Source organism: Nonomuraea sp. NPDC052265 (genome assembly GCF_044547985.1).
GTDB lineage: Bacteria > Actinomycetota > Actinomycetes > Streptosporangiales > Streptosporangiaceae > Nonomuraea.
Map to the genome: position 1 here is coordinate 284980 of NZ_JBIUBJ010000004.1, position 26875 is coordinate 311854.

General features: G+C 73.1%; 19 protein-coding genes. 9 read left to right on the forward strand and 10 right to left on the reverse strand.

The features are described 5' to 3' along the window. The first annotated feature begins 238 nt into the window (after window positions 1-238). Together ACIHAD_RS14940 and ACIHAD_RS14945 are read left to right on the forward strand one after the other, a co-directional pair. The gene (locus tag ACIHAD_RS14940) at window positions 239-439 is read left to right on the forward strand and encodes a hypothetical protein (protein ID WP_397354967.1); all 201 of its coding nucleotides are present in this window, start codon (window positions 239-241) and stop codon (window positions 437-439) included. Further along, window positions 436-1977, forward strand: a complete 1542-nt coding sequence (locus ACIHAD_RS14945) for an ABC transporter substrate-binding protein (RefSeq protein ID WP_397354968.1) — start codon at window positions 436-438, stop codon at window positions 1975-1977. Before ACIHAD_RS14940 ends, ACIHAD_RS14945 begins: the two co-directional genes overlap by 4 nt. On the opposite strand, the gene ACIHAD_RS14950 is transcribed toward ACIHAD_RS14945, so the two are convergent. From ACIHAD_RS14950 to ACIHAD_RS14960, 3 genes are all read right to left on the reverse strand, one after another. After that, window positions 1931-3043 (reverse strand): glycosyltransferase family 4 protein, encoded by a 1113-nt coding sequence (locus ACIHAD_RS14950; protein WP_397354969.1) that lies wholly within the window; start codon window positions 3041-3043, stop codon window positions 1931-1933. The two genes, ACIHAD_RS14945 and ACIHAD_RS14950, sit on opposite strands and share 47 nt — an antisense overlap. Window positions 3044-3096: 53 nt before the next feature. After that, a complete protein-coding gene (locus ACIHAD_RS14955; protein WP_397354970.1) occupies window positions 3097-5274 on the reverse strand; it encodes a glycogen debranching N-terminal domain-containing protein in 2178 nt (725 codons plus the stop codon). 166 nt (window positions 5275-5440) lie between these two features. After that, on the reverse strand, window positions 5441-8848 hold the full coding sequence (locus ACIHAD_RS14960; protein WP_397354971.1) for a phosphodiester glycosidase family protein: 3408 nt from the start codon (window positions 8846-8848) through the stop codon (window positions 5441-5443). Between the two features lie 105 nt (window positions 8849-8953). On the opposite strand from ACIHAD_RS14960, the gene ACIHAD_RS14965 reads away from it, so the two are divergent. Continuing rightward, the gene (locus ACIHAD_RS14965) at window positions 8954-9514 is read left to right on the forward strand and encodes a hypothetical protein (protein ID WP_397354972.1); all 561 of its coding nucleotides are present in this window, start codon (window positions 8954-8956) and stop codon (window positions 9512-9514) included. A gap of 72 nt (window positions 9515-9586) precedes the next feature. Here ACIHAD_RS14965 and ACIHAD_RS14970 read toward each other — a convergent pair whose 3' ends face one another. Further along, the gene (locus ACIHAD_RS14970) at window positions 9587-11836 is read right to left on the reverse strand and encodes a hypothetical protein (protein ID WP_397354973.1); all 2250 of its coding nucleotides are present in this window, start codon (window positions 11834-11836) and stop codon (window positions 9587-9589) included. 421 nt (window positions 11837-12257) lie between these two features. Here ACIHAD_RS14970 and ACIHAD_RS14975 point away from each other — a divergent pair, with 421 nt between their 5' ends. The 4 genes from ACIHAD_RS14975 (at window position 12258) to ACIHAD_RS14990 (ending at window position 16814) form a co-directional block, all read left to right on the forward strand. Then, entirely contained in the window at window positions 12258-12386 is a 129-nt protein-coding gene (locus tag ACIHAD_RS14975) for a hypothetical protein (protein WP_397354974.1), read from the forward strand. 76 nt (window positions 12387-12462) lie between these two features. Next, on the forward strand, window positions 12463-15042 hold the full coding sequence (gene pulA / locus ACIHAD_RS14980; protein WP_397354975.1) for a pullulanase-type alpha-1,6-glucosidase: 2580 nt from the start codon (window positions 12463-12465) through the stop codon (window positions 15040-15042). 156 nt (window positions 15043-15198) lie between these two features. Next, window positions 15199-15894 (forward strand): hypothetical protein, encoded by a 696-nt coding sequence (locus ACIHAD_RS14985; RefSeq protein WP_397354976.1) that lies wholly within the window; start codon window positions 15199-15201, stop codon window positions 15892-15894. A gap of 197 nt (window positions 15895-16091) precedes the next feature. Then, entirely contained in the window at window positions 16092-16814 is a 723-nt protein-coding gene (locus ACIHAD_RS14990) for a VIT1/CCC1 transporter family protein (protein WP_397354977.1), read from the forward strand. A gap of 45 nt (window positions 16815-16859) precedes the next feature. Here the strand turns inward: ACIHAD_RS14990 and ACIHAD_RS14995 are convergent, their stop codons facing one another. The 6 genes from ACIHAD_RS14995 to ACIHAD_RS15020 form a co-directional block, all read right to left on the reverse strand. Then, window positions 16860-17495 carry a LysE family translocator gene (locus tag ACIHAD_RS14995; protein ID WP_397355375.1) on the reverse strand — a complete coding sequence of 212 codons (636 nt, stop codon included), beginning with the start codon at window positions 17493-17495 and terminating at the stop codon, window positions 16860-16862. Further along, window positions 17495-18031, reverse strand: coding sequence for a hypothetical protein (locus ACIHAD_RS15000; protein ID WP_397354978.1), 537 nt, complete (start codon window positions 18029-18031; stop codon window positions 17495-17497). Before ACIHAD_RS15000 ends, ACIHAD_RS14995 begins: the two co-directional genes overlap by 1 nt. 17 nt (window positions 18032-18048) lie before the next feature. Then, window positions 18049-18405, reverse strand: coding sequence for a spore germination protein GerW family protein (locus tag ACIHAD_RS15005; RefSeq protein ID WP_397354979.1), 357 nt, complete (start codon window positions 18403-18405; stop codon window positions 18049-18051). Window positions 18406-18433: 28 nt separating this feature from the next. Continuing rightward, complete coding sequence (gene zwf, locus ACIHAD_RS15010) at window positions 18434-19807, reverse strand: glucose-6-phosphate dehydrogenase (protein WP_397354981.1); 1374 nt, start codon at window positions 19805-19807, stop codon at window positions 18434-18436. Window position 19808: 1 nt separating this feature from the next. Then, window positions 19809-21440: a glucose-6-phosphate isomerase gene (gene pgi, locus ACIHAD_RS15015; protein ID WP_397354983.1), complete on the reverse strand. Its 1632-nt coding sequence runs from the start codon at window positions 21438-21440 to the stop codon at window positions 19809-19811. A 136-nt stretch (window positions 21441-21576) separates the two neighbouring features. Beyond that, window positions 21577-23283 carry an IlvD/Edd family dehydratase gene (locus tag ACIHAD_RS15020; RefSeq protein WP_397354984.1) on the reverse strand — a complete coding sequence of 569 codons (1707 nt, stop codon included), beginning with the start codon at window positions 23281-23283 and terminating at the stop codon, window positions 21577-21579. Window positions 23284-23345: 62 nt separating this feature from the next. On the opposite strand from ACIHAD_RS15020, the gene ACIHAD_RS15025 reads away from it, so the two are divergent. After that, the gene (locus ACIHAD_RS15025; RefSeq protein WP_397354985.1) at window positions 23346-25649 is read left to right on the forward strand and encodes a phosphoketolase; all 2304 of its coding nucleotides are present in this window, start codon (window positions 23346-23348) and stop codon (window positions 25647-25649) included. Continuing rightward, the gene (locus ACIHAD_RS15030; RefSeq protein WP_397354987.1) at window positions 25625-26803 is read left to right on the forward strand and encodes an acetate/propionate family kinase; all 1179 of its coding nucleotides are present in this window, start codon (window positions 25625-25627) and stop codon (window positions 26801-26803) included. Before ACIHAD_RS15025 ends, ACIHAD_RS15030 begins: the two co-directional genes overlap by 25 nt. Window positions 26804-26875 lie beyond the last annotated feature (72 nt).

The window sequence follows — 26875 nt, forward strand, 5'->3', positions numbered from 1 at the left end:
TGGACGTAATGTCCGGATATTCATCAAACAATGCCCGCGCGTGCGTAAGTCAGGTGTCGAATGCGCTGATCGACAGCTACATTCCCCATCGTCTCCCATATCGCATCTTCGGCATGACAAGAGAAGAGCAAAGAGTGCGGCCTCGAAAGAGGCCATTCTCGCTATAGGGCGAAATATCCGTGAATGCGGTGCTTTTCGGGCCTCGCGGCGCACGGCCGCGGCGTGCCTGGCCGGGCTGGTGCTCGGCGCGGTCGCCCTGGTGGTCCGGCACACCGGGCTCGGCCTGGTGATGCGGGCCGTGGCCGCGGACCCGCGCTCGGCCGGGCTGTCGGGCGTGCGCGTGGGGCGGGTGCTGGCCCTGGGCTGGGGCGCCGCCTCCGCCGTCGGCGCGCTGTCCGGCGTGCTGCTGGCCCCATGCTGTTCCTGGAGCCGTCCATGATGACCGGAGTCCTGGTGTACTCCTTCGCGGTCGCGGTCGTGCTGCCGCCGCTGCTCAAGCGTTTCCCCTCGGTGACCGGCGGGGCGATGGGGCTGCCGGTGCCCGAGCCGTGGGCGCCGCTGCTGGAGGCCGACCAGTGGCTGTACTTCCTGGTGCTGGCGGTGGCGGGAGCGGCGTACGCGATGGCCCGCAACCTGGCCGGGTCGCGCGGCGGGCGGGCGCTGACCGCGGTCAGGGAGCATCCGGCGGCGGCCGAGACGCTCGGCATGCGGCCGGCCGCCCACATGACGCACGCCTTCGCCTGGAGCGCCATGTACGCGGGCGCGGCCGGCGCCCTCTACACCTGGACGACCGGTTTCGTCTCCCCCGACTCCTTTCCGGTGTCCCTGTCGATCACGCTGCTGGCCGGGGTGGTCATCGGCGGCCTCTACCCGCTGTCGGGGCCCGCCTCGGCCTACGCGGCGGTCGCCCAGGGCGCGCGGGCCTACTTCGAGCACGTCAACGACAGCGGCGGCGTGGACGGGCGGCGCGTGGAGTTCGTCGTCCGCGACGACGCCTACCAGCCGGGCCGCGCCGTGGAGCAGGCCCGCCGCCTGGTGCTGCGCGACCGGGTGTTCGCGCTGTTCCAGACGCTCGGCACGCCCTCGACCGCGGCCGTGCGCGAGTTCGCCGCCCGCCGGGGCGTGCCGCAGCCGTTCGTGGCCACCGGCGCCACCGAGTGGGGCACCGACACCGCCCACCCCTGGACGATCGGCCTGCAGCCCAGCTACGCCGCCGAGGCCCGCGTCTACGCCCGCTACCTGGCCGAGTCCGCGCCCAGGGCCCGCGTCGCCGTGCTGTACCAGAACGACGACTTCGGCCACGACCTGCTCGACGGCTTCCGCCAGGCGATCGAGGGCACCGAGGTGCGGATCGTGGCCGTCCAGAGCTACGAGGTGACCGATCCCGGCGTGCAGGGCCAGCTCGCCAACCTGGCCGCCTCGGGGGCGGACGTGCTGCTCGACGTCAGCACGCCGAAGTTCGCCGCCCAGGCGCTGGCCGCCGACGCGGCGATGACCGGCTGGAACCCGCTGCACATCCTCAACGGCGTGGCCGCCTCCCCGGCCGTGCTCGGGCCGGTCGGCCACGACAAGGTGCAGGGCGTCGTCACGGCCGGGTTCCAGAAGGATCCGGCCGCGCCGGAGTGGGCGGACGACCCCGCCGTGCGCGCCTACGTGGCCGCGGTGCGGCGCCACGTCCCCGGCGCCGACCCCGGCGGCCAGCAGGTCGTCTACGGCTGGACGGCCGCGCAGGCGTTCGTCAGGACGCTCGAACGCATGCGCTGCCCGTCCAGGGAGGGGCTGCGCGCGGCCATGCGGAGCCTGTCCGGCGTCAAGCTGGACCTGCTGCTGCCCGGGATCACCCTGTCCACCGGGCCCGGCGACGGGTTCCCGATCGAGTCGATGCAGCTCGCCCGGTTCGAGCGGGACCGCTGGGTGCGGTTCGGGCGGGTCATCGACACCCGGGCGGAGTTCGGTCCGGTCCCGGCTCCTCGGTGAGCCGTACCGGGCGCGGGGCGGCCAGCAGGCGGTGGTAGACCGCCTCGTAGGCCGCGGCCATCGCGCCGACGCCGAAGTGCCGCTCGACGTGGTCGCGGCAGGCTCGCGGATCGAGCCGCCCGGCCGCCTCGATCGCCGCGGGCAGCTCCGCCGCCTCCCGCAGCACGAACCCCGTCACGCCGTCCACGACGATCTCCGGCACCGCTCCCCTGCCGATGGCGACGACGGGCGTGCCGCAGGCCATGGCCTCGATCACCACCATCCCGAACGGCTCCTCCCACTGGATGGGGAAGACCATGCAGTGGGCGGCGGCCAGCAGCTCGCGCTTGCGCCCTGCGTCGGCCTCGCCCACGTAGGAGACGCCGGGGCCCAGCCGGGGCCGTACGTGCTCCTCGAAGTAGTCCCGCTCGCACGGCTCGGTGAGCTTGCCGGCCAGCACGATGCGGCGGCCCGCCGCGCGGGCGGCGTCGATGGCCAGGTCCGGCCCCTTGCTGTGGCTGAACCGGCCCAGCCACAACACCCAGTCCTCCTTGTGCTCCCGGAAGGGGAAGGAGGCGGCGTCGAGCGCGTTGTGCACGGTGGCGACCCAGTTGAGGTCGGGCGCGTCGGCGCGCTGGGCGTCGGAGACGGCGATCAGGTTGACGCGTTCGCCGAGCGCCCGGTACACCTCGCCCAGCTCGCCGCCGGCCGGGCCGTGGCAGGTGACCACGGTCGGGGTCGCCCGGCCGAGCGCGGTGAGCGGCCCGGCCAGCGAGTGGTCGTGCACGATGTCGGCGGGCATCCCTTCGAGCGCCCGCCAGGCCTGGGCGGCGTGCAGCACCTCGGGCAGCGACTCGCCGATCCGCTCCGAGGGCGCCTCGGGGTAGGTGACCAGGAACTTGGCCGGGACCCCCGTGCTGCCCGAGCCGATCAGCGTCACCTCGTGGCCACGTCCGGACAGGCCCGTGATCAGGTCGGCGAGCATCTGCTCGATCCCGCCGTAAGCTCGCGGCGGCACCTCCTCCCAGGGCGGAGCGACCATCGCGATGCGCAGCGCGCCTTCCCAGTCGTCCTCGGAATCCGTCATCCCGGCACCTCCCCATGTCGTCAGTCCGGTCGTCATAGCGCCTCGTGGCCTCGTCACAGCGCCGACAGTCCGTGCGCCCTGCGGGCCGGGCCCGGGCGGCAGGCTCCGCTGATCGGGCAGCGCGGCTCGGTGACCAGGTCGACGCCCTCGGGCAGCCCGGACACCATCGGCGTGCCGTCGTCGCCCCTGACGCGGATGCCGAGCCTGGAGTCCCCCACCGGCATGCCCTTGATCGTCACGTCCCCGAACCCCTCGGGCAGCGCCGGGGCCAGCCACACCTTCCCGTACGGCACCCAGGGGTCCAGCCGCAGCAACGTGCGCAGGAGCTGGATGGGCGCGGCGGCGGCCCACGCCTGCGGCGAGCACGACGTCGGGTACGGCACCGGCCGCCCGTACTCCTGCTTGCCGAACCCGCAGAACAGCTCCGGCAGCCGCCCGCCGAAGGCGTGCGCGGCCTCCAGCAGCCCGACGGCGATGCGCTGGGCCTCCTCGACGTGGCCGTAACGCATCAGCCCGGCGGCGATGATCGCGCTGTCGTGCGGCCACACCGAGCCGTTGTGGTAGCTCATCGGGTTGTAGGCCCCCATGGACGAGGCCAGCGTGCGCACCCCGAACCCGGTGAACATCTCGGGCGAGAGCAGGTGGCGGGCCACCTCGCGGGCCTTGTCCTCGTCGGCGATGCCGGCCCACAGGCAGTGGCCCATGTTGGAGCCCAGCCCGTCGATGGGCCGGCCGCGCCCGTCCAGGCCCATGGCGTAGTAGCCGGGGCCGGGCAGCCAGAAACGTTCGTTGAACGCCTCCCTGATCGCCCGCGCCCGCTGCACGTAGCGCCGCTCGGCGGCCGCGTCGCCCTGCTGGCAGGCGAAGTGGGCGCGGGCCAGGTAGGCGGCGTAGACGTAGCCCTGCACCTCGGCCAGGGCGATCGGCGGGCGGGCGATGGTGCCGTCGGCGAAGTTGACGCCGTCGAAGGAGTCCTTCCAGCCCTGGTTGACCAGGCCGCGGTCGGTCTTGCGCTGGTACCAGACGAAGCCGTCGCGGCTGCCGTACTCCTCGATCCAGGCGAGCGCGGCGTCGGCGTGCGGCAGCAGCTCCTCGACCGCGTCGCGGTGGACGCCCCAGCGGCGCAGCTCGCCGAGCAGCATGACGAACAGCGGGGTGGCGTCCACCGAGCCGTAGTAGGCCCGTCCCCCGTACGGCGAGGAGCCGTCCTGGACGCCGAAGCGCAGCTCGTGCATGATCTTGCCGGGCTCCTCCTCCGACAGCGGGTCGACCCTGGCGCCCTGGAGCCGGGCCAGCCTGCGCAGCGTGCCGAGCGCGAGCGTCTGGTCCAGCGGCAGCGCCATCCAGGAGGTCAGCAGCGAGTCACGGCCGAACAGCGTCATGAACCAGGGCGCCCCGGCGGCGATCGCGGGCGGCTCGTCGGGATGGTCGCGGTCGAACAGGCGCAGGCTGCCCAGGTCCGCTCGGGACCGGGTCAGGGCCTCGACGAGGCCGGCGTTCGTGCTCTCCACGGCGGGGGTGCTGGCGGTCCACTCGGCCAGGCGGCGGGCCGGCCCGGCGTGGTGGGTGGGATGGGCGACCGGGAACCAGGCCGCGGTCTCCTCGCCCTCGCGGACCGGCGTCACGAGCACGGTGGCGCGCCATTCGCCGCGCGCGGGCACCACGACGTCGAACGTGAGCAGCCCCGGCGCGGTGACGACCGGCGTGCCGGCCGGCTCGACGGCGATCCTGGCGCCGCGGGCCCGGCTCGGCGAGTAGACCTCGATGCCGCTCTCGCCGGGGTGGATCTCGACGTCGTCGGCGGGCCGGACCCGTTCGGACTTCACCTCGAACAGGTCGGCCAGGTCCGCGCCGGCCTGCACGCACACGACGCAGCCCGCGGCCTCCTCGGACATGTTGCGCAGCGTGAGGTCCTCGCGCAGCCCGCCGCCGACGAAGCGGTCGCGCACGACGAGCAGCGTGCTCTCCGCCCATCCGGGACGCGGCCTGGCCTTGCCGAGGAACGTGGCGTGGTACGGCTCGCCCATGATCGCTTGCAGCGGTTCGACGGGATGGTCGTCCACGCGCAGCATCCAGCGGGACAGCAGGCGGGTGTCGGCGTGGTAGACGCCCTGCGCGCCGCCGGGGACGATGTCGCCGCCGTGCTGGCACACGCAGAACGAGCCGCCCTCCACGAGCGTGACCGTGTCGCCCAGCGCGCCGGGTTGTCCCTCGAAGGTCCATGCGTTCACCGACGAACCCCCTAGTCCTTCCCCCGGTCCCGCGGCCTGCGGGGCGGGTCCCCGCACGTCAGGGGTGCTATCCGGGGGAAGACTGGGGAATCCCATGGCTGTCTAGATTCTTACCATGGGGGAGTGTTCCGGCCGGGGAGGGGCGGTCCCTCCCCGGCCGGGGGCCTCAGGCGGCGGCCTTGGCGGTGACCGCCACGCTCGCCTGGCGGGTGACCCCGCTGACGGTGACGGCGACCGTCACCTGCCCGGCCCGCAGGGCCGTGATCGTGCCCGTGCCCGGGTCGAGCACCGCCACGTGCCACGGCTTGGCCGTCTGACGGGTGCCGACGTGCAGGTTGGGCGAGCCGGACCAGGACACCGAGACCGGGTAGGCGGCCGGCACGGTCCGGTCGTCCTGGCGGAGCGCCGCCGTGACCGGCGCGGGCGCGCCGACCGCGACGGTCGCGGGCGCGGTGAGCGTCAGCTCGTCCACGTGCGGCCGCACCTGCGTGCCGATCCAGCCGGGCGCGTCGACGAACCAGTTGCGCCGTACGTGCTCGGCCTCGGCGGGCGTCACGGGGTCCACGCCCCACAGCGACCAGCCGGTGAAGCCGCCGTCGTCGGGGGCGGTGGCCGGGTTCTTGCCGGAGTTGCCGTTGATGAAGTACGGCACCGCGTCCACGCGCGAGGCGTTGAACGTGCCCACGTGCCCCCCGATGTAGGCCGCGCCCTTGCCGGTGTCGCGCTGGAAGTCGGCCAGCCAGCCCTCGACCAGCGCGGCCTCCTTCCGGTCGCCGAGCTGGCTGCCCTTGCCCGGCGTGGGGTCGCGCGGCGGCACGTGGAACAGCACGGCGACCGACCCGACGGAGGCGTCCTTCGCCGCCTTGTCGAGCTCGGAGCGGAGCATCGCCACCTGGTCGTAGCCGCCGCCGCGCAGGTTCAGGCGGGAGGTGTCCAGGGTGATGAAGCGGGTGCCCTTGTGGTCGAACGTGCCGTACGTGTCGCCGAAGACGGCCTTGAAGTTGTCGATCTTGCCGCCCATGACCTCATGGTTGCCGGGGATGTAGTGATATTTCAGCTCTCCCCCCAGCTCCTCGTCGAGGATCTTCTTCGCCAGCGCGAAGTCCTCCGGCGACGCCTCGTCCACCAGGTCGCCGTTGATCAGCAGGAAGTCGGGCTTGGCGGCCTTGATCTCCTTGAGCGTGCGGCGGGCGTTCCTGACGATGTCGCTGTCGGGGTTCTTGGCCACGAACTGGGCGTCCGACATGACCGCGAACCGCCAGGGCGCCTTGGCCACGTCCGCCTTGACGACGGGGTCGGCGACCTTGGGCACGGCGGGCGCGGTGACCGACGGCGGCACCTTGGCCACCAGGCCGTCGATCAGGATGTCGTTGGTGTACTTGGCGTCGGCCCTGGTCTCGGCCACGTAGAAGCGCCGGAGCCTGAGCGGGTAGTTGACCCCCGCGGGCACCGGGAACTCGACGTACTGCCAGCCGGTCCACGTCATGTACGGCCCGCGCAGGATCTGCGACTGGCCGAGCGCGTCGTAGAACTCCAGGCTGGGCCACTCCCCCTTGCCGGTGGAGTTGATCCACAGCCCGAACGCCTGCGGCTGCCCGTCCACCACGATCTGCTGCGGCGGGCTGGCGTACGCGGCCCGGGTGGCGGTCGAGGTGGTGAAGTCGTAGGACAGCTTCAGCCCGCCGCCGCTCTGGCCCGGCGCGGCCGACAGCGAGCCGGTGGCGCGGGCGGCGGCGAAGGACCACTTGGCCGCGTCCTCGAAGTCGGCGACCGGCTTGGACTCGAAGCCGACCGTCACCGGCACGGCCGTGGTGATCTTCCCGACCTTGGCGGTGATCAGCCCGGAGCCGGTGGCCTGCCGGGCCTTGACGGTGAAGTACCCGTGCTCGGCCGGGGTGACCTCGAACAGGTTCCGGTCGTAGTCGAGGGTGAGGTCGTCCGGCTCGATGGGCGCGGAGTTGCCGTTGTGGTCGTAGCCGACGACGCCGAAGGCGGCGCTGCCGTCCGCGCCCGCGATGCCGAGCCGGTCGGCCGTGGCGCCGAGCCGCTGCAACGGCTGGAGCACGGTCAGGCCGATCGTGCCCTTCGCGCCGCCGCGCGAGGCGGTGACGGTCGTCTGGCCGGGCACCAGGGCGTGGAACCTGCCGTTCCTGATCACGCCGTGCACGGCCGGGTTGGCCCGCCACGACGGCGTGCCCGCGGCGGGGCCGTACGTCTCGTCGTAGCCCGCGGCGGTCAGCCGCCTGGTGAGGCCGGGGAAGACGCGGTCGGGCCGGCCGCCGGCGACCGGGCCGACGCCGGGCGCCTTGGCCGGGTCGCTCGCGGTCTCCAGCCAGAAGCCCTTGAGCCTGCCGCTGCCCTCGGGCGCGTACAGCGCCAGGCCGTTGGGCACGTGGCGCTCGCCGCCGTCGGAGGGGCTGTTCTCCACCTGCACCTCGGCCGAGCCGGGCTCGCGGGCCAGCAGGGTGGAGGAGCCGCCGCCGTCGAGGTTGAGGGCGTTGGCCGCGCCCAGGTCCACCATCATGGCGGCCAGTTCGTTGAGCGTGACGCCGCGGCTGTCGGCCTGGCGGCCGTCCACGGTCAGCAGGTACATCTTCCTGCCGTCGGCGGAGAAGCCCACGGCGGTGCGCGGGTGCGCGGCCGGGTCGGTGCTGTTCTGCACGGCGCCGTCCTTGACCAGGACGTAGTTGCCGCCGACGGCCGTCTTGACGGCGGAGCCGTCCGACGCCTTCGGCTGGTACTTGACGTCCACGCGGTCGCCGGCCTTCAGGGCCGACAGGGCGGCGGCGCCGGCGTCCCGGCCGAGCAGGATCGTGGTCCCGGCGGGGATCGGCCCGGTGCCGGCGGCGTTGCGCACCTCGGTGACCACGCCGTCCACCAGCACGACCTCGGCGACCGAGGCGGCGCCCTCGACGGCGCGGGCCCGGTTGAAGGAGCCCCACAGCGGCGTGAACAGGCCCACGCCGCCGTTCTGCACCATCTGGTTGAACTGGGTGAGCGCGATCGGCGCGCCGCCGGAGGGCGTGGCGGTGCCCTCGAAGTACATCTTGAGCACCCGGCCGACGCCGTCGCCGGTGACGGCGACCGCGTTGTCGTGCCCGGCGGCCGGTGACTGGACCAGCGTGCCGTCCTGCACGCCGATGCCCTGGGCGGCGCCGGAGTTGTTGATGTCGAAGAAGTCGCCGTTGACCGCCGCCACCGCGCGGGAGCGCCCGGCGGGGCCGGACAGCGGCTCGGTCCTGGTCACCTCACCGGAGAAGACGTAGTCGGCCCTGGGCCCGCCCTTGCCGCCGCCGAGGTCGGCGGTCAGCGCGTCGGCGCGCAGCCAGCCCAGCGCGTCGTAGGTGTCGAACGAGGTCAGCGAGAGGCCCGGCGCGACCGGCCGGGTCCTCTTGGCCGTCTCCAGCCGCGGTTGCCCGGCGGTGGCCTGGCTGATCAGCGTGGAGGGCGGCGGGTAGGAGGACGCCTTCAGCGCGTCCTCGGCGGGCGGTGTGGGGTCGGCCTGCGCGGGTGCGCTCAGGGCCACCGGCCCTAAGACGAGCGCGGCGGCGGCCAGGAAACGGAGGGTCTGCACGACCGAACTCAATCGCTCGTGGATATAAGTTTCAAGACTTGGGAGTGAACTAAAAGAAAATTTCAGATCTTGTGGCGTCCCCGCCCACACCGGACGATGGGACGCGTGGATCGACGGGCGCTCTACCGCGACCCGTACCCGCTCTACGCCCGCGCCCGCGCCGCCCCCGGGCTCACCTTCGTCGAGGAGCTGGACGCCTGGCTGGTGGCCCGGCACGACGACGTGCGCGAGGTGCTGTCCAGGCCGGACGACTTCTCCTCCAAGGGCGCACTGCGGCCGGACGTGATCCCGAGCCCGCGGGCGTTCGCCGAGCTGGCCGGGGTGCCGGGCGGCGCGCCCGTGGTGCTGAGCACGGACGGCGAGGCGCACCAGCGCTACCGCAGGCCGCTCACCCGCGGCCTGGCGCCCGGCCCCGGGGAGCCGACGGCCGTCCAGCGCGACGAGATCGCCTCCAACGTCGAGAACGTCATGCTCGCCGGGCACCTCACCACGACCGCGCTGCTCGGCTCGGCCGTGCCTCCTTCGCCTCGGCGGGCCGCGACGAGGCGGTGCACGAGCGGCCCGACGTCTTCGACATCACCCGTCCGCGCGCCCGTCACCTGGCGTTCGACCACGGCGTGCACGGCTGCCCCGGCGCGTTCCTGGCCCGCGAGCAGCTGCGGGTGACACTGGAGCTGCTGATGGCGGAGCTGCCCGGCCTCCGGCTGGCCCGCGAGGACGTGGTGATGGCCGTCACGCTCATCCACCGCGCGCCCGAGGAACTCCATCTGACCTGGTGAGCCGGGCCAGGGTCTCCTCGTAGGCGGGGTCGAGCCAGTAGTCGGAGTGCCAGCGCGCCTCGGGCAGCGGCTCGCCCGGCCCCGGCTGGAGCGGGTCCCAGCAGAACCGGTCGACGGTCTCCTCCCCCTCGCCCGCCGGACGGGGGCCGAACGGGTCGACCCGGCGGAAAACGGGCCCGCCGATGGGGTCGCTCAGCCGGTACAGGTTCGTCCAGCGGACGGCGTCGCGCATGGCCGACAGGCCCGGGGTGCCGAAGTAGGCGGGGAAGAAGGCGGCGTACAGGCGGCGCAGCGGCGAGCCGTGGGTGAGCAGCCGGACGCGGGGCCGCAGCTCGGGCCGCACCTGGAGCACGAGCGCGGCGGTGAGCACGCTGCCCTGGCTGTGCCCGGACAGCACCACCTCGTCGTCGGCGGTCCTGGTCAGGGTCTTGACCCGGGCCAGCAGCTCGGGGATCACCCGCTCGGTGTAGCACGGCGGCGCCAGCGGGTGGATGGCCCTGGGCCAGAAGGTCGAGACGTCCCACAGGATGCCGACCGTGCGCCGCAGCCGCGTGTCGCTGTACGTGCGGCGGCCCAGCAGGACCAGGCCCACGACGATCGCCGTCATGGCCCAGCTCCCGACGGAGGCCAGCAGCCCGGCCAGCCCGCCCACCGGGGCGAACAGGTGGAACCGGTAGATCACGGTCACCGCGGCGGAGCCGGCCACGCCGAGGCCGGTGAGCACGGCCAGCACGAGCCCGGCGCGGTCGGTGAGCGAGGCCAGCGCCCATTTGCCGGCCACGTCCCGGTCGTAGGCGCCGTAGTAGGGGGTCAGCTTCGGCGTGAGCGCGGCGGCGGCGGACCCGCGGACCAGCCACAGCTCGGCCGCCACGGCGACGAACCCGATCACCAGCAGCGGCACCAGCGCGGCCGTCCACCAGACCGGGTCGTCGAGGTAGAGCCTGCGGTCGACCGGCCCCGGCTCGGCGAGGGAGGCGGGCACGCCGAAGAAGGTGGCGGTCCAGAACAGCAGGCCGAGGGCGAGCACGTTGGCGCTGCCGGCCGCCACCATCAGCGTGAACCAGGCCGCCATGCCGCACAGCGCCCGCCGCTCGATCGGGTCGCCGCTCGCGGCCGGCCGGTCCATGCGGGCCAGGACGGCGGTCGCCACCAGGATGAACAGCCCGAGCCCGAGCGTCAGCCCGAACTGGAACGCTCCGACGCCGATGCCGGGAAGCTGCCGCCCCGGCAGCGCGGGCGACATCCCGGTCAGGGCGGCGGCGACCGTGGCCGTGAAGGCCAGCGGCCCGGCCACCCGCAGCGCCCGGCACGCGCCGGTGAGCCAGGGCGGGACCGCCTCGCCGGGGGCCAGCCGCCTGGCGATCCCGGGCAGCGCCGCCAGCACGGCGGCGGCGACCTGGACGGCGACGTTGGCCGCCGTCAGCGCCAGCCCCCGCGGGTCGCCCACGAACGGCGCCGACACCGCCAGGCCGATCGAGCCCAGCGCGAAGGCGACGTGCACGGCCCGCAGCCGCCACACGGGCGCGCCGCCGTGCCACAGCCGCGGCCGGGCCAGCAGCGGCCCCGGACGCGAGCCGCCGTCGGGCGGGAACCCGGTCTGCTCGTCGCGTTCCCAGGTGCGCCGCGCCAGCCACCACAGCAGCACGACCACCGCGAACGGCGCCAGCGCGGCGACGGCCAGCCGCCGCGACGGCTCGGCGCCCCACAGCTCGCTCATCCAGTGGACCCAGGCCGGCGCGTTCTCCCGGGCGCAGGCCCGGCCGGCCGCGGTGCACTGCCAGCCGATGAGGTCGACGCTCGCCCGGGTGACGGCGCCGACGAGGGTGCCGGTGAGCAGCAGCGCGAACAGCCGCTGCGCCGCCTCGGCCACGTGCCGCAGGCGGGCGCCGGCCGCCGGCCTCGGAAGCATGAAGTAGGACAGGTTGGCCAGGGAGAAGGGCAGCAGGAGCAGCCAGAGGGCGATGGTCCGGCCGCCCGAGGTGAGGCCGCCCCAGGCGTAGGCCTCGCGGTGGCGGATGCCGGGCAGGTCGTCCTGCTCGCCGTCGGGCCGGCCGCCCGGCCACCAGCGGCGGTAGAAGCCGGTGGTGGCGTCGCCGGCGATCTGGCGGGGGTGGGGGTGGTTGAGGATGCTCGGCGGCGGGGTGCCGGAGACGCCGTGCACGCGTAGTTCGGTCATGCCTCCGCAGGTGGGGTCCAGGAATCCGTCCATGAGATCAGGATCACGCAAAGTTACCGATTACGCAAAGTAATGACATGGTCACTGGGATGCGATACCGCTGCGATCCTCTCTTTCTGGCCAGAGCCCGGTAGGGAAAGCCGCATTTCCGCACGAGAAGGCGTCGCCGGGCGTACATCTGAAGCCAGGGCACTGTGCGTGGGCCGGTTCACCGTGTACGCGGCGGCGCTGGCGGCGGTGCTGACCCTCGTGGGCACGATCGCCTATCAGGAGGCCGCCAAGGAGCGGCAGGGGTGCGCCGCGACCCCGAACCGCGAGAACTGCGACAAGAAGGACGCGGGCGCAGCCGCAGAACGACGTCTTCTACCTCCAGCCCTGGATAGAGCCCGACAGGAAGGACGCCACCCGCTTCTTCGCCGCGGGCGAGCGCACCCGGGGATGGCTGGAGTCACCCATGGCCTTCGTCCCGGGAGGGAACGTCGCCGCCAAGGCGTGCTCGTTCGCGGGCCGTGGCCGGGCGGACGCCGAATTCGCGTGCACGGCCATGCTGATGCCGGACGGCACCGACGTCTCCGAGAGCTGAAACTCCCGCCTCACCCGGCCGATGTTCCGCCGCCCGGCGCGGCGCCCTCGCTTGGGCCCCCGCCGGACTGGGCACCATGATCTACGTGACCGCGATCGGCGACGGCGAGGCGCGGGCCCACTGGATCGACAGGGAGACGGTCGCCTGGACGGTGGATCCGTCGCTGACGCACGCGCTGGCCTGCGCCCCCGACGGCGGCATCGCCTGCCGGGACGGCCGCCTGACCGGCCATGCCCTGACCATCCCCCTCACACCGGGCACACTGGACGACGACCGGCGGCGGGCCTGGCCGCACCTGGCCGCCTGCACCGCGCTCAAGCTGTCCCCCGAGGACGCCCGGCCGGCGAAGGAGGCCCTGCGCGGCCAGGTCGTGGCCGTCGCCCACGACGACTCCGGCGCGGTGGCCGCGGCGACCGGCGTGCAGATCCCGGGCGTGCTCGACGACGTCTACGCCGGGGCCGCCCGCGCCCGGCTCGGGCCGTCGGGACGGCTGCTGCCCCGGCTGGCGCTCTGGGCGCCCACCGCGCGCCGGGTGGAGCTGGCGCTCGGCGGCCGGCGTCACACGATGCGACTGGACGAGGAGACCGGCGTGTGGTCGATCCGCGGCCTGCCCACCTGGTACGGCAAGGACTACACCTACCTCGTCACCGTCTACTCCCCCGCCGCGGGCCGCGTGGTCACCGCCGAGGTCACCGATCCCTACAGCCTGGCCACCGCGCCCGATGGGGTGCGCAGCAGGCTGGTGAGCCTGGACGACCCCGCGCTCAAGCCGCCCGGCTGGGACCGGCTGGCCAAGCCCGCCCCGGTCCCGCTGGACCGCGCGGTCATCTACGAGCTGCACGTACGCGACTTCTCCGCCTCCGACGCGACCGTGCCGGAGGAGCTGCGCGGCACGTACGCGGCCTTCCGCCATGACGGCGACGGCATGCGCGAGCTGCGCGCGCTGGCCGCGGACGGGCTCACCCACGTGCACCTGCTGCCGGTGTTCGACCTGGCCACGATCCCCGAGCGCCGCTCGGACCGGACCGAGCCGGACTGCGACCTCGCCGCCCTGCCGCCCGACTCCGAACGGCAGCAGGAGGTCGTGGCGCTCACCGCGGACCGCGACTCCTTCAACTGGGGCTACGACCCGCTGCACTACACCGTCCCGGAGGGCTCGTACGCGACCGACCCGGACGAGCGGATCAGGGAGTTCCGCGCCATGGTCGCCGCGCTCAACGAGGCCGGCCTGCGCGTGGTCATGGACGTGGTCTACAACCACACCCACTCGGCGGACGTGCTGGACCCGATCGTGCCCGGCTACTACCACCGCCTGCTGGAGGACGGTTCCCTGGCCACCTCCACCTGCTGCGCCAACACCGCGCCCGAGCACGCCATGATGGGCCGGCTCGTGGTCGACTCGGTGCGCACGTGGGCCAGGCAGTACAAGGTGGACGGCTTCCGCTTCGACCTCATGGGCCACCACCCGAAGGCCAACATCCTGGCCGTGCGCGCCGCCCTCGACGCGCTCACCCCCGAGCGCGACGGCGTGGACGGCCGCTCGATCATCCTGTACGGCGAGGGCTGGAGCTTCGGCGAGGTGGCCGGCGACGCCAGGTTCGAGCAGGCCACGCAGGCCAACATGGCCGGCACCGGTATCGGCACGTTCGACGACAGGCTGCGGGACGCGGTGCGCGGCGGCAGCCCGTTCGACGCCGACCCGCGGGTGCAGGGGTTCGGCTCCGGCCTGGCCGGCGCGCCCAACGGCGCCGCGGCCAACGGCTCGGAGGAGCAGCAGCGCGAGCGCCTGCGCCACTGCACCGACCTGGTCATGCTCGGCCTGACCGGCGGCCTGCGCGACTACGTGCTGCCCTCGGGCCGCAAGGGCTCGGAGGTCGGCCACAACGGCGCCCCCGCCGGTTACGCCGCCCGGCCGGACGACGTCGTGACGTACGTGGACGCGCACGACAACGAGACGCTGTTCGACGCGCTGGCCTACAAGCTGCCCGCCGGCACGCCGATGGCCGACCGGGTGCGCATGCAGGTGCTGTCGCTGGCCACGGTACTGCTGGGGCAGGGGGCGGCGTTCGTGCACGCGGGCAGCGAGCGGTTGCGCTCGAAGTCGCTCGACCGCAACTCCTACGACTCCGGCGACTGGTTCAACCGGCTGCTGTGGGACTGCTCGGCGGGCAACGGGTTCGGCGCGGGCCTGCCGCCGAGGGCGGACAACGAGGCCGCCTGGCCGTACGCCCGGCCCTTGCTGGCCGATCCGGAGCTGCGTCCCGGCTGCGCGGCGATCGGGGCGACGCGGGCGGCGTTCGGGGAGCTGCTGCGGATCAGGGCCTCGACCCCGGCGTTCGCGCTCGGGACGGCCGAGGAGGTGCGGCGGCGGTTGTCGTTCCCGGCCTGTGGCGAGGGCGTGATCGTGATGCGCGTGGACACCACGGGGCTGGACGCGCGCTGGGACGCGGTCGTCGTGGTGCTGAACGCCACCCCGTCCCCCGGTACGCGGGCGGTGGCGGTGCCGCCCGGCCGCGAGGTGGCGCTCCACCCGGTTCAGGCCGCCTCGGCGGACGAGGTGGTCAGGCGGTCGTTCCACGACCCGGCGGCCGGCACGCTGACGGTTCCGGCCCGAACGGCAGCCGTTTTCGTAATAAGTGCCGAAAATTCCTCATAAATCGAATTCTTTGGTGCCATAACTGTGAATAGCGGTTGAGGAATGATCGCATCGCCTGGGGGAACCATTGCCTGTGGAAGATGCCCGATCACTGGCTTTGACGCGCATGACAGCGCAAACTGGATAGACGGCGATCGCGTGGAGCATGGAGCACCCGTGGACAATCACCTTGATCACATGCCGGTCCTGTCCCGCGGCAGGCATCGCAACCCGAAGCGCGGCGCCTGTTTCATGGAACTGGCGTCCTATCTGGCCGGAGAGCGGTGGAGCGACCACCCGGCCTGCACCCATCCGCTGCTGGCCGCACTCGCCCGCCTGGTCAACGACAACACCGGCGACGAGAGCCGCGCCAAGCTGGTCGGGCTCGTGCCGTCCATCATCGGGCTGGCGAGCGACGACCTGCGGATCGACGCGCACATCGCGCTGCGCTGCGCGACCACGGCCCTGCCGGTCGCGGCGGCCGAACGCCAGCTCGCGCTCGCGGTGTCGGTGCTCGCGGCCGAGGAGATGCTGGCCAGGCTCGACGGCGCGCCGTCCGGGCGGCTGAGCGAGGCGAGCCTCAGGGCGATGGAGGAGGTGCCGCACGCGGCCGAGCAGGCCAGGCGCTTCAGCCGGGCCGCGAAGATCACCGAGAAGGGCTTCCGCCGGTACGCGGCGCCCAACGCGGTGCAGCTCGCCGTGGTGGGCATCGTCCAGGCGTGCATCAAGGACCCGGACGCGCTGCTGCGCAGGCTGCTGGAGGACGCGATCGCCGACTGCGAGGCGCTCATCCGCGGCCCGAAGGCCACCCGGCCGGCTTCCGAGGTGCGGGGCTCCACCGCGCCGGCTCCCGGCGCCCCGGCGCACGCCTGACCCGGCGACGTCCTCCCGGCGCCCGCGCGACGGGCTCCGGGGGGACGTTCGCGTTCCCGTTCCCAGGCCGGTGATCGCGCGTGCGCGGCCGGTGACGCAGGGGGAAAACCGCAGATCAGGCTAGCCTCTCCTTCGTTGCGGATCATGCCGGAAGGGCCTAGATTCCGTGACGAATTGCCTTTAAGGGGAGGATTGTCATGACTGTCGAGCTTGCCAGGCCCTACTCTCCTGAGAAGCACCACAGCCACCGTGACGTCACCGGCGGCTGGTTGCGTCCGGCGGTGTTCGGCGCGATGGACGGGCTGGTCTCCAACGTGGCGCTCATCGCCGGAGTCGTCGGGGCCGCGGGCGCCGGGCGCGGCGCGGTGCTCGCCGGGTTCGCGGGCCTGGTCGCGGGGGCGTGCTCGATGGCGGCGGGCGAGTACACCTCGGTGCGGTCCCAGACCGAGCTGATGCGGGCCGAGATCGCCGTGGAGCGGCGCGAGCTGGCCCGCAACCCCGACGGCGAGCGGGCCGAGCTGGCCGCCCTCTACCGGTCGCGCGGCCTGGACGCCGACCTCGCGCGCCGCGTCGCCGAGGGCCTGTCGGCCGATCCGGAGCAGGCGTTGCGCGTGCACGTGCGCGAGGAGCTGGGCGTGGACCCGGACGACCTGCCCTCGCCCTACCTGGCGGCGGGCTCGTCGTTCCTCGCCTTCGCGGCGGGGGCGCTGGTGCCGCTGGCGCCGTTCCTGTTCGGGGCGTCGGGGTTGTTCCTGGCGCTGGCGCTGAGCATGGTGGCGCTGTTCGGGTTCGGCGCGGCGGTGGCCGTGATGACCGCGCGGCCGTGGTGGCTGGGCGGCCTGCGCCAGCTCGGGCTGGGGGCGGTCGCCGCCGCCGTCACCTTCGGCCTCGGACACCTGCTCGGCGTCGCCGTCTCCTGACGCCGGCACGCCCCCCGGCCGGTGGCCCCTCCGGGGGCCGCTCGATCAAGGGCGGCCGGCGACGGCCAGGTTGACGCCGAGGCCGATGAGCGCGGCGCCGGTCAGCCCGTCCACGGCCTTGCGCACGCCGGGCCGGGCGAACACCTGGCGCAGCGTGCTCACCACGTTCGCCACCATGAGGAACCAGACCATCGTGCCGGCCAGCGCGACCGCCGACAGCAGCAGCGTGTCGCCGAACGCGGCCCCCTCGCTCACGAACTGCGGCACCAGGGCCACGAAGAACAGCGCGGCCTTGGGGTTGAGCACGTTGGTCAGCAGCCCTTCGGCGAAGGCCGTCCACGGGCCGCGGTTCGCGGGGGCGGGCAGGCCGAGGTCGAGCGCGCCGCCCTTGCGCAGGGCCGCGCGCAGCGCCTTGACCCCCAGGTAGAGCAGGTAGGCGGCGCCGACGATCTTGACCACGGTGAAGGCCGTCGCCGAGGCCGCCAGCAGCGCGGCCACGCCGGTGCCGGCGGCCACCACCCAGACGGCCACGCCCACGGCGATCCCGGCCGCCGCGGCCATGCCGTGCCCGCGGCCGGACAGCGCCGAGCGTCGGACCACGACCGCGAAGTCGGGGCCGGGCGACATCGCCCCGAGCATCACCAGAGCGCCGAATCCCACGAACTGCGTCACAGAGGTCATCACGGCGTCCACCTTACGAGGACGCGGCCCTCCGGGATCAAGGTGGACACCTCCCACGTCCAGCTCGGCACCGTGATCATCTCGGCGGGCTGGTCGAGCGTGACGGGCGTGTCCAGCAGGACGGAGTGAGGCGTGAGCGGCAGCCCGCCCTCGGGGATGACGACGCCGCCCAGCGGGGTGCGCAGGCTGGGCCCGTCGGGCTCGTCCAGGTCGCTGGACACCCAGGTGGGCTGGCCGTCGAAGAACGTGCACACCAGCGCCCCCGCCGGCGCCGCGCAGGAGTGGCGCAGGGCGCCGGCGGGCAGCCAGGCGTGCTCCCCCGCCAGATACGTCACCCCCGACACCCGCAGCTCGCCCTCCAGCAGCACGAACTCCTCCCCCGCCAGGTAGTGGCCGCGACCGGGACGGCTCCACCGGGGCGGGAAGCGGACCAGCGAGGTGGTCCCGCCGAGCGGGGTGACGCGCACCGGCAGGTTGGAACCGGGCACCAGCGCGTCGTGGCCGGGCCGCCCCGCGTCGAGCAGATCGATCAGCACGTCAGAGGATGTGCCCGTTACCTCCTGCGATGCCACTTCTTGAAGATGGTCCGGATTGTCAGCACCAGGGCGAGCCCGACGAGCTGGCCGCCGAGCACGATCCGGTTGACGTCGACGGCCGGACGCCACCGCACCTCGCCGTCCTTGATCACGAACACCCCGGCGGGGGTGGCGCTGTAACCGAAGCCGCCACCGCCGCCGCTGCCGATCTCCTCACCCTTGCCGTCCCGGCCCTGCCCGTGGCCGGCCCCGCCGCCCTGGGCGACCCGGGCGACGGGGACGACCAGGACGTCACCGTGGCGGATCGGCTCGCCGAAGACCCGCCTGACCGTGACGGCGTCCTTCGACTGCTCCAACAGCTCCTTGATGTCCATGGCCCCCATCGTTCACCCGGACCGGCCGCTAGTCGAACGTGGTGGAGATCTCGTGCCAGCCGCCCGGCGCGATCTTCTCCGCCGGCTCCGGCCCCCAGGTGCCCTTCTCGTACGGCATGGGCCGGTCGGGCAGGTCGAGCAGCCGGCCCACGATCCGCCACGACTCCTCCACCAGGTCGAACCTGGCGAACCGCCGCGGGTCGCCGCTGACGGCGTCGGTCAGGATGCGCTCGTAGGCGGCCTCCATCGGGCCGAGCACCTTGGTGAAGTCGACGCTCACCGGCACCGGGATCGTCCGCTGCCTGCCCGGCTCCTTGGCCAGCACGTCGAAGGTCACCCCGGCATCGGGCTGGAGCCGGAACCTGATGAGGTTCGGGCCCGGCGGCACGTCGCCGCCCCGGAACATCGTCACCGGCGGCCTGCGCAGCTCGGCCACGATCTCCAGGTCGGTGGTGGGCAGCGCCTTGCCCGAGCGGATGCACCACGGCACGCCCGCCCACCGCCAGCTGTCGATGTAGAGCCGCATGGCGACGAACGTCTCGGTGGTGGAGCCGGGCCGGACGCCGGGGGTGTCGAGGTAGCCGTCGTACTGGCCGCGTACGACGTGGGCCGGGTCGATGGCCTGGACCGCGCGCAGCACCCGCCACTTCTCGTCGAGCTGGGCGCGGGCGTCCATGGACGGCGGCGGGTCCATCGCCAGGATGGCCAGCAGTTGCAGCAGGTGGTTCTGGACGACGTCGCGGACCGTGCCGTTGGCGTCGTAGAAGCCGCCGCGGTCGGCGACGTCGAAGTCCTCGGCCATGGTGATCTGCACGCTGCGCACGTAGTTCCGGTTCCACAGGGGTTCCAGCAGCATGTTGGCGAACCGGAACACCATGAGGTCCTCGACCGGCTCCTTGCCCAGGAAGTGGTCGACCCGCCGCAGGTGGTCCTCGTCGAAGTACTTCAGCAGCTCGTCGTTGAGCCTGCGGGCCGAGTCCAGGTCGTGCCCGAACGGCTTCTCCACCACGAGCCTGGCGTCGTGGTTGAGCCCGGCCCCGGCCAGCCCCTCGGCGACGACGGAGAACAGCGCGGGCGGCACGGCCAGGTAGTGGACGAGGAACCCCTTGCCCTCCACCTCCGCCTTCAGCTTCGCGAACGTCTCGGGGTCGCGGTAGTCGCCCGCCACCAGCCGCAGGTTGCCCGCCAGCTTCTCGAACGCGGCGTCCTGGACGCCGCCGCAGGCCTCGCGGGCGTGCTCGCGCAGCCCGTCGAGGTCCATGTCGGTCTTGGCGACGCCGATGATCGGCAGGTCGAGCCGGCCGTCGGCGCTCAGGTGGTAGAGCGCGGGAAGCAGCATCTTGCGCGCGAGGTCACCGGTGACGCCGAACAGGACGAGCGCGCCCGCCTTCCCCTCCCCCATCTCAGGCCCGCCTTCCGCGCAGCTCGCGGTACCGGCGCACGAGCTGTTCGGTCGAGGAGTCGGGGAAGGTCTGCGGCGGCTCGTCGGAGGTGAGCGCGGGCGCCACGTCGAGCGCCATCTTCTTGCCCAGCTCGACGCCCCACTGGTCGAAGGAGTCGATGCCCCAGATCGTGCCCTCGACGAACACGATGTGCTCGTAGAGCGCGACGAGCTGGCCCAGCGTGGACGGCGTGAGCTTGGTGACCAGGATCGTCGAGGTCGGCCGGTTGCCCGGCATCACCTTGTGCGGCACGATCTCCGGCGGCGTGCCCTCGCCCGCGATCTCCTCGGCGGTCTTGCCGAAGGCCAGCGCGCTGGTCTGGGCGAGGAGGTTGGCGGTGAGCTGGTCGTGCATGCCCTCGCGGTCCTCGAACGGCTCGGCGAAGCCGATGAAGTCGGCCGGGACGAGCCGGGTGCCCTGGTGCAGGAGCTGGTAGAAGGCGTGCTGGCCGTTGGTGCCCGGCTCGCCCCAGAAGATCTCGCCGGTCGGGACGGTGACCGGGGTGCCGTCGGCGCGTACCGACTTGCCGTTGGACTCCATGGTGAGCTGCTGGAGGTAGGCGGGGAAGCGGTGCAGCCGCTGGCTGTAGGGCAGCACGGCGCGGGTCTCGGCGCCGAAGAAGTCGGTGTACCAGATGCCGAGCAGGGCCATCAGGACCGGCATGTTGGCGTTGAACGGCGCGGTGCGGAAGTGCTGGTCCATGCTGTGGAAGCCGGACAACATCTCGCGGAACCGCTCGGGGCCGACCGCGATCATCAGGGACAGGCCGATGGCGCCGTCGTAGGAGTAGCGGCCGCCCACCCAGTCCCAGAAGCCGAACATGTTGTCGGTGTCGATGCCGAACTCGGCGACCTTCTCGGCGTTGGTGGAGACGGCCACGAAGTGCTTGGAGACCGCGTCCTCGCCCAGCGCGCCGACCAGCCAGGAGCGGGCGACCCTGGCGTTGGTCAGCGTCTCCAGCGTGGTGAAGGTCTTGGAGGCGACCACGAACAGCGTGGTGGCGGGGTCGAGGTCGCGCAGATTGCCCAGGATGTCGGCGGGGTCGATGTTGGAGACGAACCTGGCCTCGACGCCGGCGTCCACGTAGTCGCGCAGCGCCTCGTACGCCATGGCCGGGCCGAGGTCGGAGCCGCCGATGCCGATGTTGACCACGGTCGTGATCGGCCGGCCGGTGGCGCCCTTCCACTCCTTGGACCTGACGCGCTCGGCGAACGCGCTCATCCTGTCCAGCACCGCGTGCACGTCGGCCACGACGTCCTGGCCGTCCACGACCAGCTCGGCGTTCTCCCGCATGCGCAGCGCGACGTGCAGGACGGCGCGGTCCTCGCTCACGTTGATGTGCTCGCCGCCGAACATCGCGGCGACGCGCTCGCGCAGGCCGGCCCGCTCTGCCAGGGCCACCAGCAGGTCGATCGTCTCCTGGGTGGCGCGGTGCTTGGCGTAGTCGAGGTAGAGGTCCCCGGCGCTCACCGTCATCCGCCCGGCCCTGCCCGGGTCCTCCGCGAACAGCTCACGAAGCTGCTTTCCCGCCAGCTCCTCGTGATGCTTGCCCAGAGCCGCCCACTCCTGGCTCTGGCTGATGTCGCCGTTCACCGCTTCCTCCTCATGTGTCGCCAAACCTGATCACATCGTCCCGTACTCGCGGGAGATCCGCTGAGCCGGGCTCTCGACAGGAACCCCGTACCCCACGGGGATGATTCCGCGCACGGCGGCAGGCACTCTTTTGCCTTCAGTGGGACTCCCGGCCGACGGCGTCGCCGGACGAGCCCGTCAGGAAGTCGAGGTCGGCGCCCTGGTGGGCCTGGGTGACGTGGTCGACGTACAGGCGTTCCCAGCCGCGGGCCGGGCGGGCGTGGCCGGTCATGACCGGCTGCCTGGCGGCCAGCTCGGCGTCGGGGACGTCCACGTCGAGCCTCCTGGCGGCCACGTCCAGCACGATCGGGTCGCCGGTGCGCACCCGGGCCAGCGGGCCGCCGGCCGCCGCCTCGGGCGAGGCGTGCAGGACGACCGTCCCGTACGCGGTGCCGCTCATCCGGGCGTCGCTGACCCGCACCATGTCGCGTACGCCCCTGGCCAGCAGCTTGCGCGGCAGCGGCAGGTTGCCGACCTCCGGCATGCCCGGGTAGCCCTTGGGGCCGCAGCCGCGCAGCACCAGCACCGAGGTCTCGTCCACGTCGAGGTCGGGCGAGTCGAGCCGGGCGCGGGCGTCCTCGACGCCGTCGAAGACGATCGCCCGGCCGCGGTGCCGCAGCAGCTCCGGCGAGGCGGCCGCGGGCTTGATCACGGCGCCGTCGGGGGCCAGGTTGCCGCGCAGCACGGCGATGCCGGCGTCGGGCAGCAGCGGGTCGGAGCGCCGCCTGATCACGGTGTCGTCCCAGATCTCGGCGCCGGCCAGGTGCTCGACCAGCGGCCTGCCGGTGACGGTGATCGCCGCCGGGTCGAGCAGGTCCTCGACCTCGCGCAGCAGGGCGGTCAGCCCGCCGGCCCTGAACAGGTCGTCCATCAGGTGGCGTCCGGCCGGCTGGAGGTCGGCCAGCAGCGGCACGCCCGAGCCGGCGCGGTCGAAGTCGTCGAGGCTCAGCTCGACGCCGAGCCGCCCGGCGACGGCCAGCAGGTGCACGACCGCGTTGGTCGAGCCGCCGATCGCGGCCAGCGTCACGATGGCGTTGAGGAAGGAGGCCCTGGTCATCACGTGGCTGGGCCGGCGGCCCGCGCGGACCAGCTCGACGGCGAGCCTGCCGCTCTCGTGCGAGCGCTCCAGCAGGCGGCTGTCGGGGGCGGGGGTGCCGGCCGTGCCGGGCAGCGTCATGCCCAGCGCCTCGGCCATGCAGGCCATGGTGGAGGCGGTGCCCATCGTGTTGCAGTGGCCGCGGCTGCGGATCATGGACGACTCCGAGGCGAGGAACGCCTCGCGCGAGAGCGTCCCGGCCCGCACCTCCTCGCTGAGCCGCCACACGTCGGTGCCGCAGCCGAGCGGGACGCCGCGGAAGTGCCCGGTCAGCATGGGCCCGCCGGGCACCACGAGCGCCGGCAGGTCGACCGAGGCGGCGGCCATGAGCAGCGCGGGGATGGTCTTGTCGCAGCCGCCGAGCAGCACCACGCCGTCGATCGGGTTGGCCCGCAGCAGCTCCTCGGCGGCCATCGCGGCCAGGTTGCGCCAGAGCATGGCGGTCGGGCGCACGTTCGTCTCGCCCAGGGACAGGACGGGCAGGTCGAGCGGCACGCCGCCGGCCTCCCACACGCCGTTCATGACGCTGCGGGCGACCTCGTCGAGGTGGGAGTTGCACGGCGCGAGGTCGGAGGCGCTGTTGGCGATCGCGATGTGCGGCCGCTCACCCTCGAACGCCTCACGCGGCAGGCCTCGACGCATCCAGGCCCGGTGGATGTAGGAGTTACGGTCGTCACCCGAATACCAGAGGGAACTGCGCAGCGCCATGTGACGGCACATTATCGGCAGTCCGGGGGATTCAGCATCGCCTGGAGAGGAATGGGCAAGGCATGGACCACATAGACGCGTACTGGCGGGCGGCCAACTACCTGTCCGTCGGGCAGATCTACCTGCTGGACAATCCGCTGCTGGCCGAGCCGCTGCGCCCCGAGCACATCAAGCCGCGCCTGCTCGGCCACTGGGGCACCACGCCGGGGCTGAACTTCTGCTTCGCCCACCTCAACCGGGTGATCTCCGAGCGCGACCAGGACATGATCTACATCGCCGGTCCCGGGCACGGCGGACCGGCCGCCGTGGCGCACGCCTGGCTGGAGGGCTCCTACACCGAGCGTTATCCGGACGTCTCGCAGGACGTCGAGGGCATGCGGCGGCTGTTCCGCCAGTTCTCCTTCCCCGGCGGCGTGCCGAGCCACGTCGCGCCCGAGACCCCCGGCTCCATCCACGAGGGCGGCGAGCTGGGCTACTCCCTGGCCCACGCCTACGGCGCCGCGTTCGACAACCCCCACCTGGTGGTGGCCTGCGTCATCGGCGACGGCGAGGCCGAGACGGGCCCGCTGGCCGCGAGCTGGCACTCCAACAAGTTCCTCGACCCCCGGCGCGACGGCGTCGTGCTCCCCATCCTGCACCTGAACGGCTACAAGATCGCCAACCCCACCGTGCTCGCCCGCATCCCCGAGCAGGAACTGTTCAAGCTCATGGAGGGGTACGGCTACCGCCCCCACCTCGTCGGCCCCTCGCACGAGGAGATGGCCGCCACCCTCGACACCGTCTTCGACGAGCTGGCCGAGTACAAGGGCGGCCAGGACCGGCGGCTGCCGATGATCGTCCTGCGCACCCCGAAAGGCTGGACCGGCCCGCGCGAGGTGGACGGCAAGCCGGTCGAGGGCACCTGGCGGGCCCACCAGGTGCCGCTGGCCGCGGTCCGGGAGAACCCGGCGCACCTGGCCATGCTGGAGGAGTGGATGCGCTCGTACCGGCCGGAGGAGCTGTTCGGCTCCGATGGGAAGCCGGTCGAGGAGGTGCTGCGGACGGTCCCGCGGGGGCCGCTGCGGATGAGCGCCAACCCGCACACCAACGGCGGCGAGCTGCTGGAGCCGCTGCGGCTGCCGGACTTCCGCAGGCACGCCGTCGAGGTCAAGTCCCCGGCCGCGCAGATGACCGAGCCGACGCGGGTGCTCGGCGGGTTCCTGCGGGACGTGATCGCCGGCAACCCGCGCAACTTCCGGCTGATGGGCCCCGACGAGACCGCCTCCAACCGGCTGCAGGACGTGTTCGAGGTCACCGACCGGGCGTGGGAGGCCGAGCTGCTGCCCACGGACGAGAACCTGGCCCCCGGCGGCCGGGTGATGGAGGTGCTGAGCGAGCACCTGTGCCAGGGCTGGCTGGAGGGCTACCTGCTGACCGGCCGGCACGGGCTGTTCAACTGCTACGAGGCGTTCATCCACATCATCGACGCCATGTTCAACCAGCACGCCAAGTGGCTGGAGTCGTCGCAGAAGATCCCGTGGCGGCGGCCGGTGGCGTCGCTGACGTACCTGCTGTCGTCGCACGTGTGGCGGCAGGACCACAACGGCTTCAGCCACCAGGACCCGGGCTTCCTCGACGTGGTCGTCAACAAGAAGGCGTCGGTGGTGCGCGTCTACCTGCCGCCGGACGCCAACACCCTGCTGTCGGTGGCCGACCACTGCCTGCGCTCGCGCGACTACGTCAACGTGATCGTGGCGGGCAAGCAGCCGGTGCTGGACCTGTTCACGATGGAGGAGGCGATCGCGCACAACACGCGCGGGCTGGGCATCCTGCCGTGGGCCTCGACCGACCAGGGCAGCGAGCCGGACGTGGTGCTGGCCTGCGCGGGCGACGTGCCGACCCAGGAGACGCTGGCCGCGACGGCGCTGCTGCGCGAACACCTGCCCGAGCTGAAGGTGCGCGTCGTCAACGTGGTGGACCTGATGCGGCTGCAGCCGCGGTCGGAGCATCCGCACGGCATGCCGGACGCCGAGTTCGACACGCTGTTCACCGTGGACCGGCCGGTCATCTTCAACTTCCACGGCTACCCCTCCCTCATCCACCAGCTCGCCTACCGCCGGCGCGGCCACGCCAACATGCACGTGCGCGGCTACAAGGAGGAGGGCACCACGACCACGCCGTTCGACATGGCCATGCTCAACGACATCGACCGCTACCACCTGGTCATCGACGTCATCGACCGGGTGCCCGGGCTGGGTTCCAGGGCGGCGCACCTGCGGCAGCGGATGAGCGACGCGCGGTTGCGGGCCCGCGCGTACACCAGGGAGCACGGCGAGGACCCGGCGGAGATCAGGTCGTGGACATGGCCGGCCGAATACTCGTCCTGAACACCGGTTCCTCCTCCATCAAGTACGAGCTGGTGGACGTACGCACCCGCGAGCGCCCGGCGCGGGGGCTGGTGGAGCGCATCGGCGAGGAGGGCGGGCGGCTGACGCACCACGCGGGCGGCGGGCCGCCGTACGTGCGGGAGGAGCGCTTCCCCGGGCACGCCGAGGGGCTGCAGGCGATGCTGAAGGCGTTCGCGGAGGCCGGGCCCGAGCTGGATCCGGTCGCGGTCGGGCACCGGGTCGTGCACGGCGGCACCCGCTTCACCGGCCCGGCGCTCGTCGACGACGACGTGATCGCCGCGATCGAGGACCTGGCGCCGCTCGCGCCGCTGCACAACCCGGTGAACCTGGCCGGGATCCGGGTGGCGCGGGCGGCGTTCCCGGGGGTGCCGCAGGTGGCGGTGTTCGACACGGCGTTCCAGCTCACGCTGCCGCCGCAGGCGTACACGTACGCGGTGCCGCGGGCCTGGCGGGAGCTCGGCGTGCGCCGGTACGGCTTCCACGGCACGTCCTGCGCCTACGTCTCCCGCCGCGCCGCCGCCTTCCTCGGCCGTGACCTCGACGGGCTCGACCTCGTCGTGCTGCACCTGGGCAACGGCGCGAGCGCGACGGCGATGTCCGGCGGGCGCAGCGTGGACACCTCCATGGGGCTGACCCCGCTGGAGGGGCTGGTGATGGGCACCCGGTCCGGCGACGTGGACCCCGCGATCGCCGGCTACCTGGCGCGGGTGCGCGGCTTGGGCGGCGAGGAGGTGGAGCGCGCGCTCAGCCACGAGGGCGGCCTGCGCGCCCTGGCCGGGACGCTCGACATGCGGGAGGTACGGGCGCGCGACGACGAGGAGGCCCGGCTGGCCCTGGAGGTCTACACCCGGCGCATCCGCAAGTACGTCGGCGCGTACCACGCGCTGCTCGGCCGCCTGGACGCGATCGTGTTCACCGGCGGGGTCGGCGAGCACGACGCGGCCACCCGCGCGGAGTCCCTGGCCGGGCTCGACCGGCTCGGCATCACCGTGGACCCCGCGCTGAACGCGGCGGGCTCCGGCGAGGAGCGGGCGGTGTCGCCGCCGGGGGCGGAGGTGGCGGTGCTGGTCATTCCCACCGACGAGGAATGGGAGATCGCCCGCCAGTCCCTGGAGGTCCTCCCCCACCCCTGACCCCACTCCCGGCTCGGGTCGGGCCGGGTCCGGTCGGGGGACGGTGAGGGGCGATCAGGTCGGGGCGGGGAC

Bases quoted from the DNA above. Each gene is read 5' to 3' on its own strand.
- ACIHAD_RS14945 (WP_397354968.1), top strand. From the start codon at position 436: ATGATGACCGGAGTCCTGGTGTACTCCTTCGCGGTCGCGGTCGTGCTG.
- ACIHAD_RS14950 (WP_397354969.1), bottom strand. From the start codon at position 3,043: ATGACGGATTCCGAGGACGACTGGGAAGGCGCGCTGCGCATCGCGATG.
- ACIHAD_RS14970 (WP_397354973.1), bottom strand. From the start codon at position 11,836: ATGGACGGATTCCTGGACCCCACCTGCGGAGGCATGACCGAACTACGC.
- ACIHAD_RS14975 (WP_397354974.1), top strand. From the start codon at position 12,258: ATGGCCTTCGTCCCGGGAGGGAACGTCGCCGCCAAGGCGTGCTCGTTC.
- pulA (WP_397354975.1), top strand. From the start codon at position 12,463: ATGATCTACGTGACCGCGATCGGCGACGGCGAGGCGCGGGCCCACTGG.
- ACIHAD_RS14990 (WP_397354977.1), top strand. From the start codon at position 16,092: ATGACTGTCGAGCTTGCCAGGCCCTACTCTCCTGAGAAGCACCACAGC.
- ACIHAD_RS14995 (WP_397355375.1), bottom strand. From the start codon at position 17,495: ATGACCTCTGTGACGCAGTTCGTGGGATTCGGCGCTCTGGTGATGCTC.
- ACIHAD_RS15005 (WP_397354979.1), bottom strand. From the start codon at position 18,405: ATGGACATCAAGGAGCTGTTGGAGCAGTCGAAGGACGCCGTCACGGTC.
- zwf (WP_397354981.1), bottom strand. From the start codon at position 19,807: ATGGGGGAGGGGAAGGCGGGCGCGCTCGTCCTGTTCGGCGTCACCGGT.
- ACIHAD_RS15020 (WP_397354984.1), bottom strand. From the start codon at position 23,283: ATGGCGCTGCGCAGTTCCCTCTGGTATTCGGGTGACGACCGTAACTCC.
- ACIHAD_RS15025 (WP_397354985.1), top strand. From the start codon at position 23,346: ATGGACCACATAGACGCGTACTGGCGGGCGGCCAACTACCTGTCCGTC.
- ACIHAD_RS15030 (WP_397354987.1), top strand. From the start codon at position 25,625: ATGGCCGGCCGAATACTCGTCCTGAACACCGGTTCCTCCTCCATCAAG.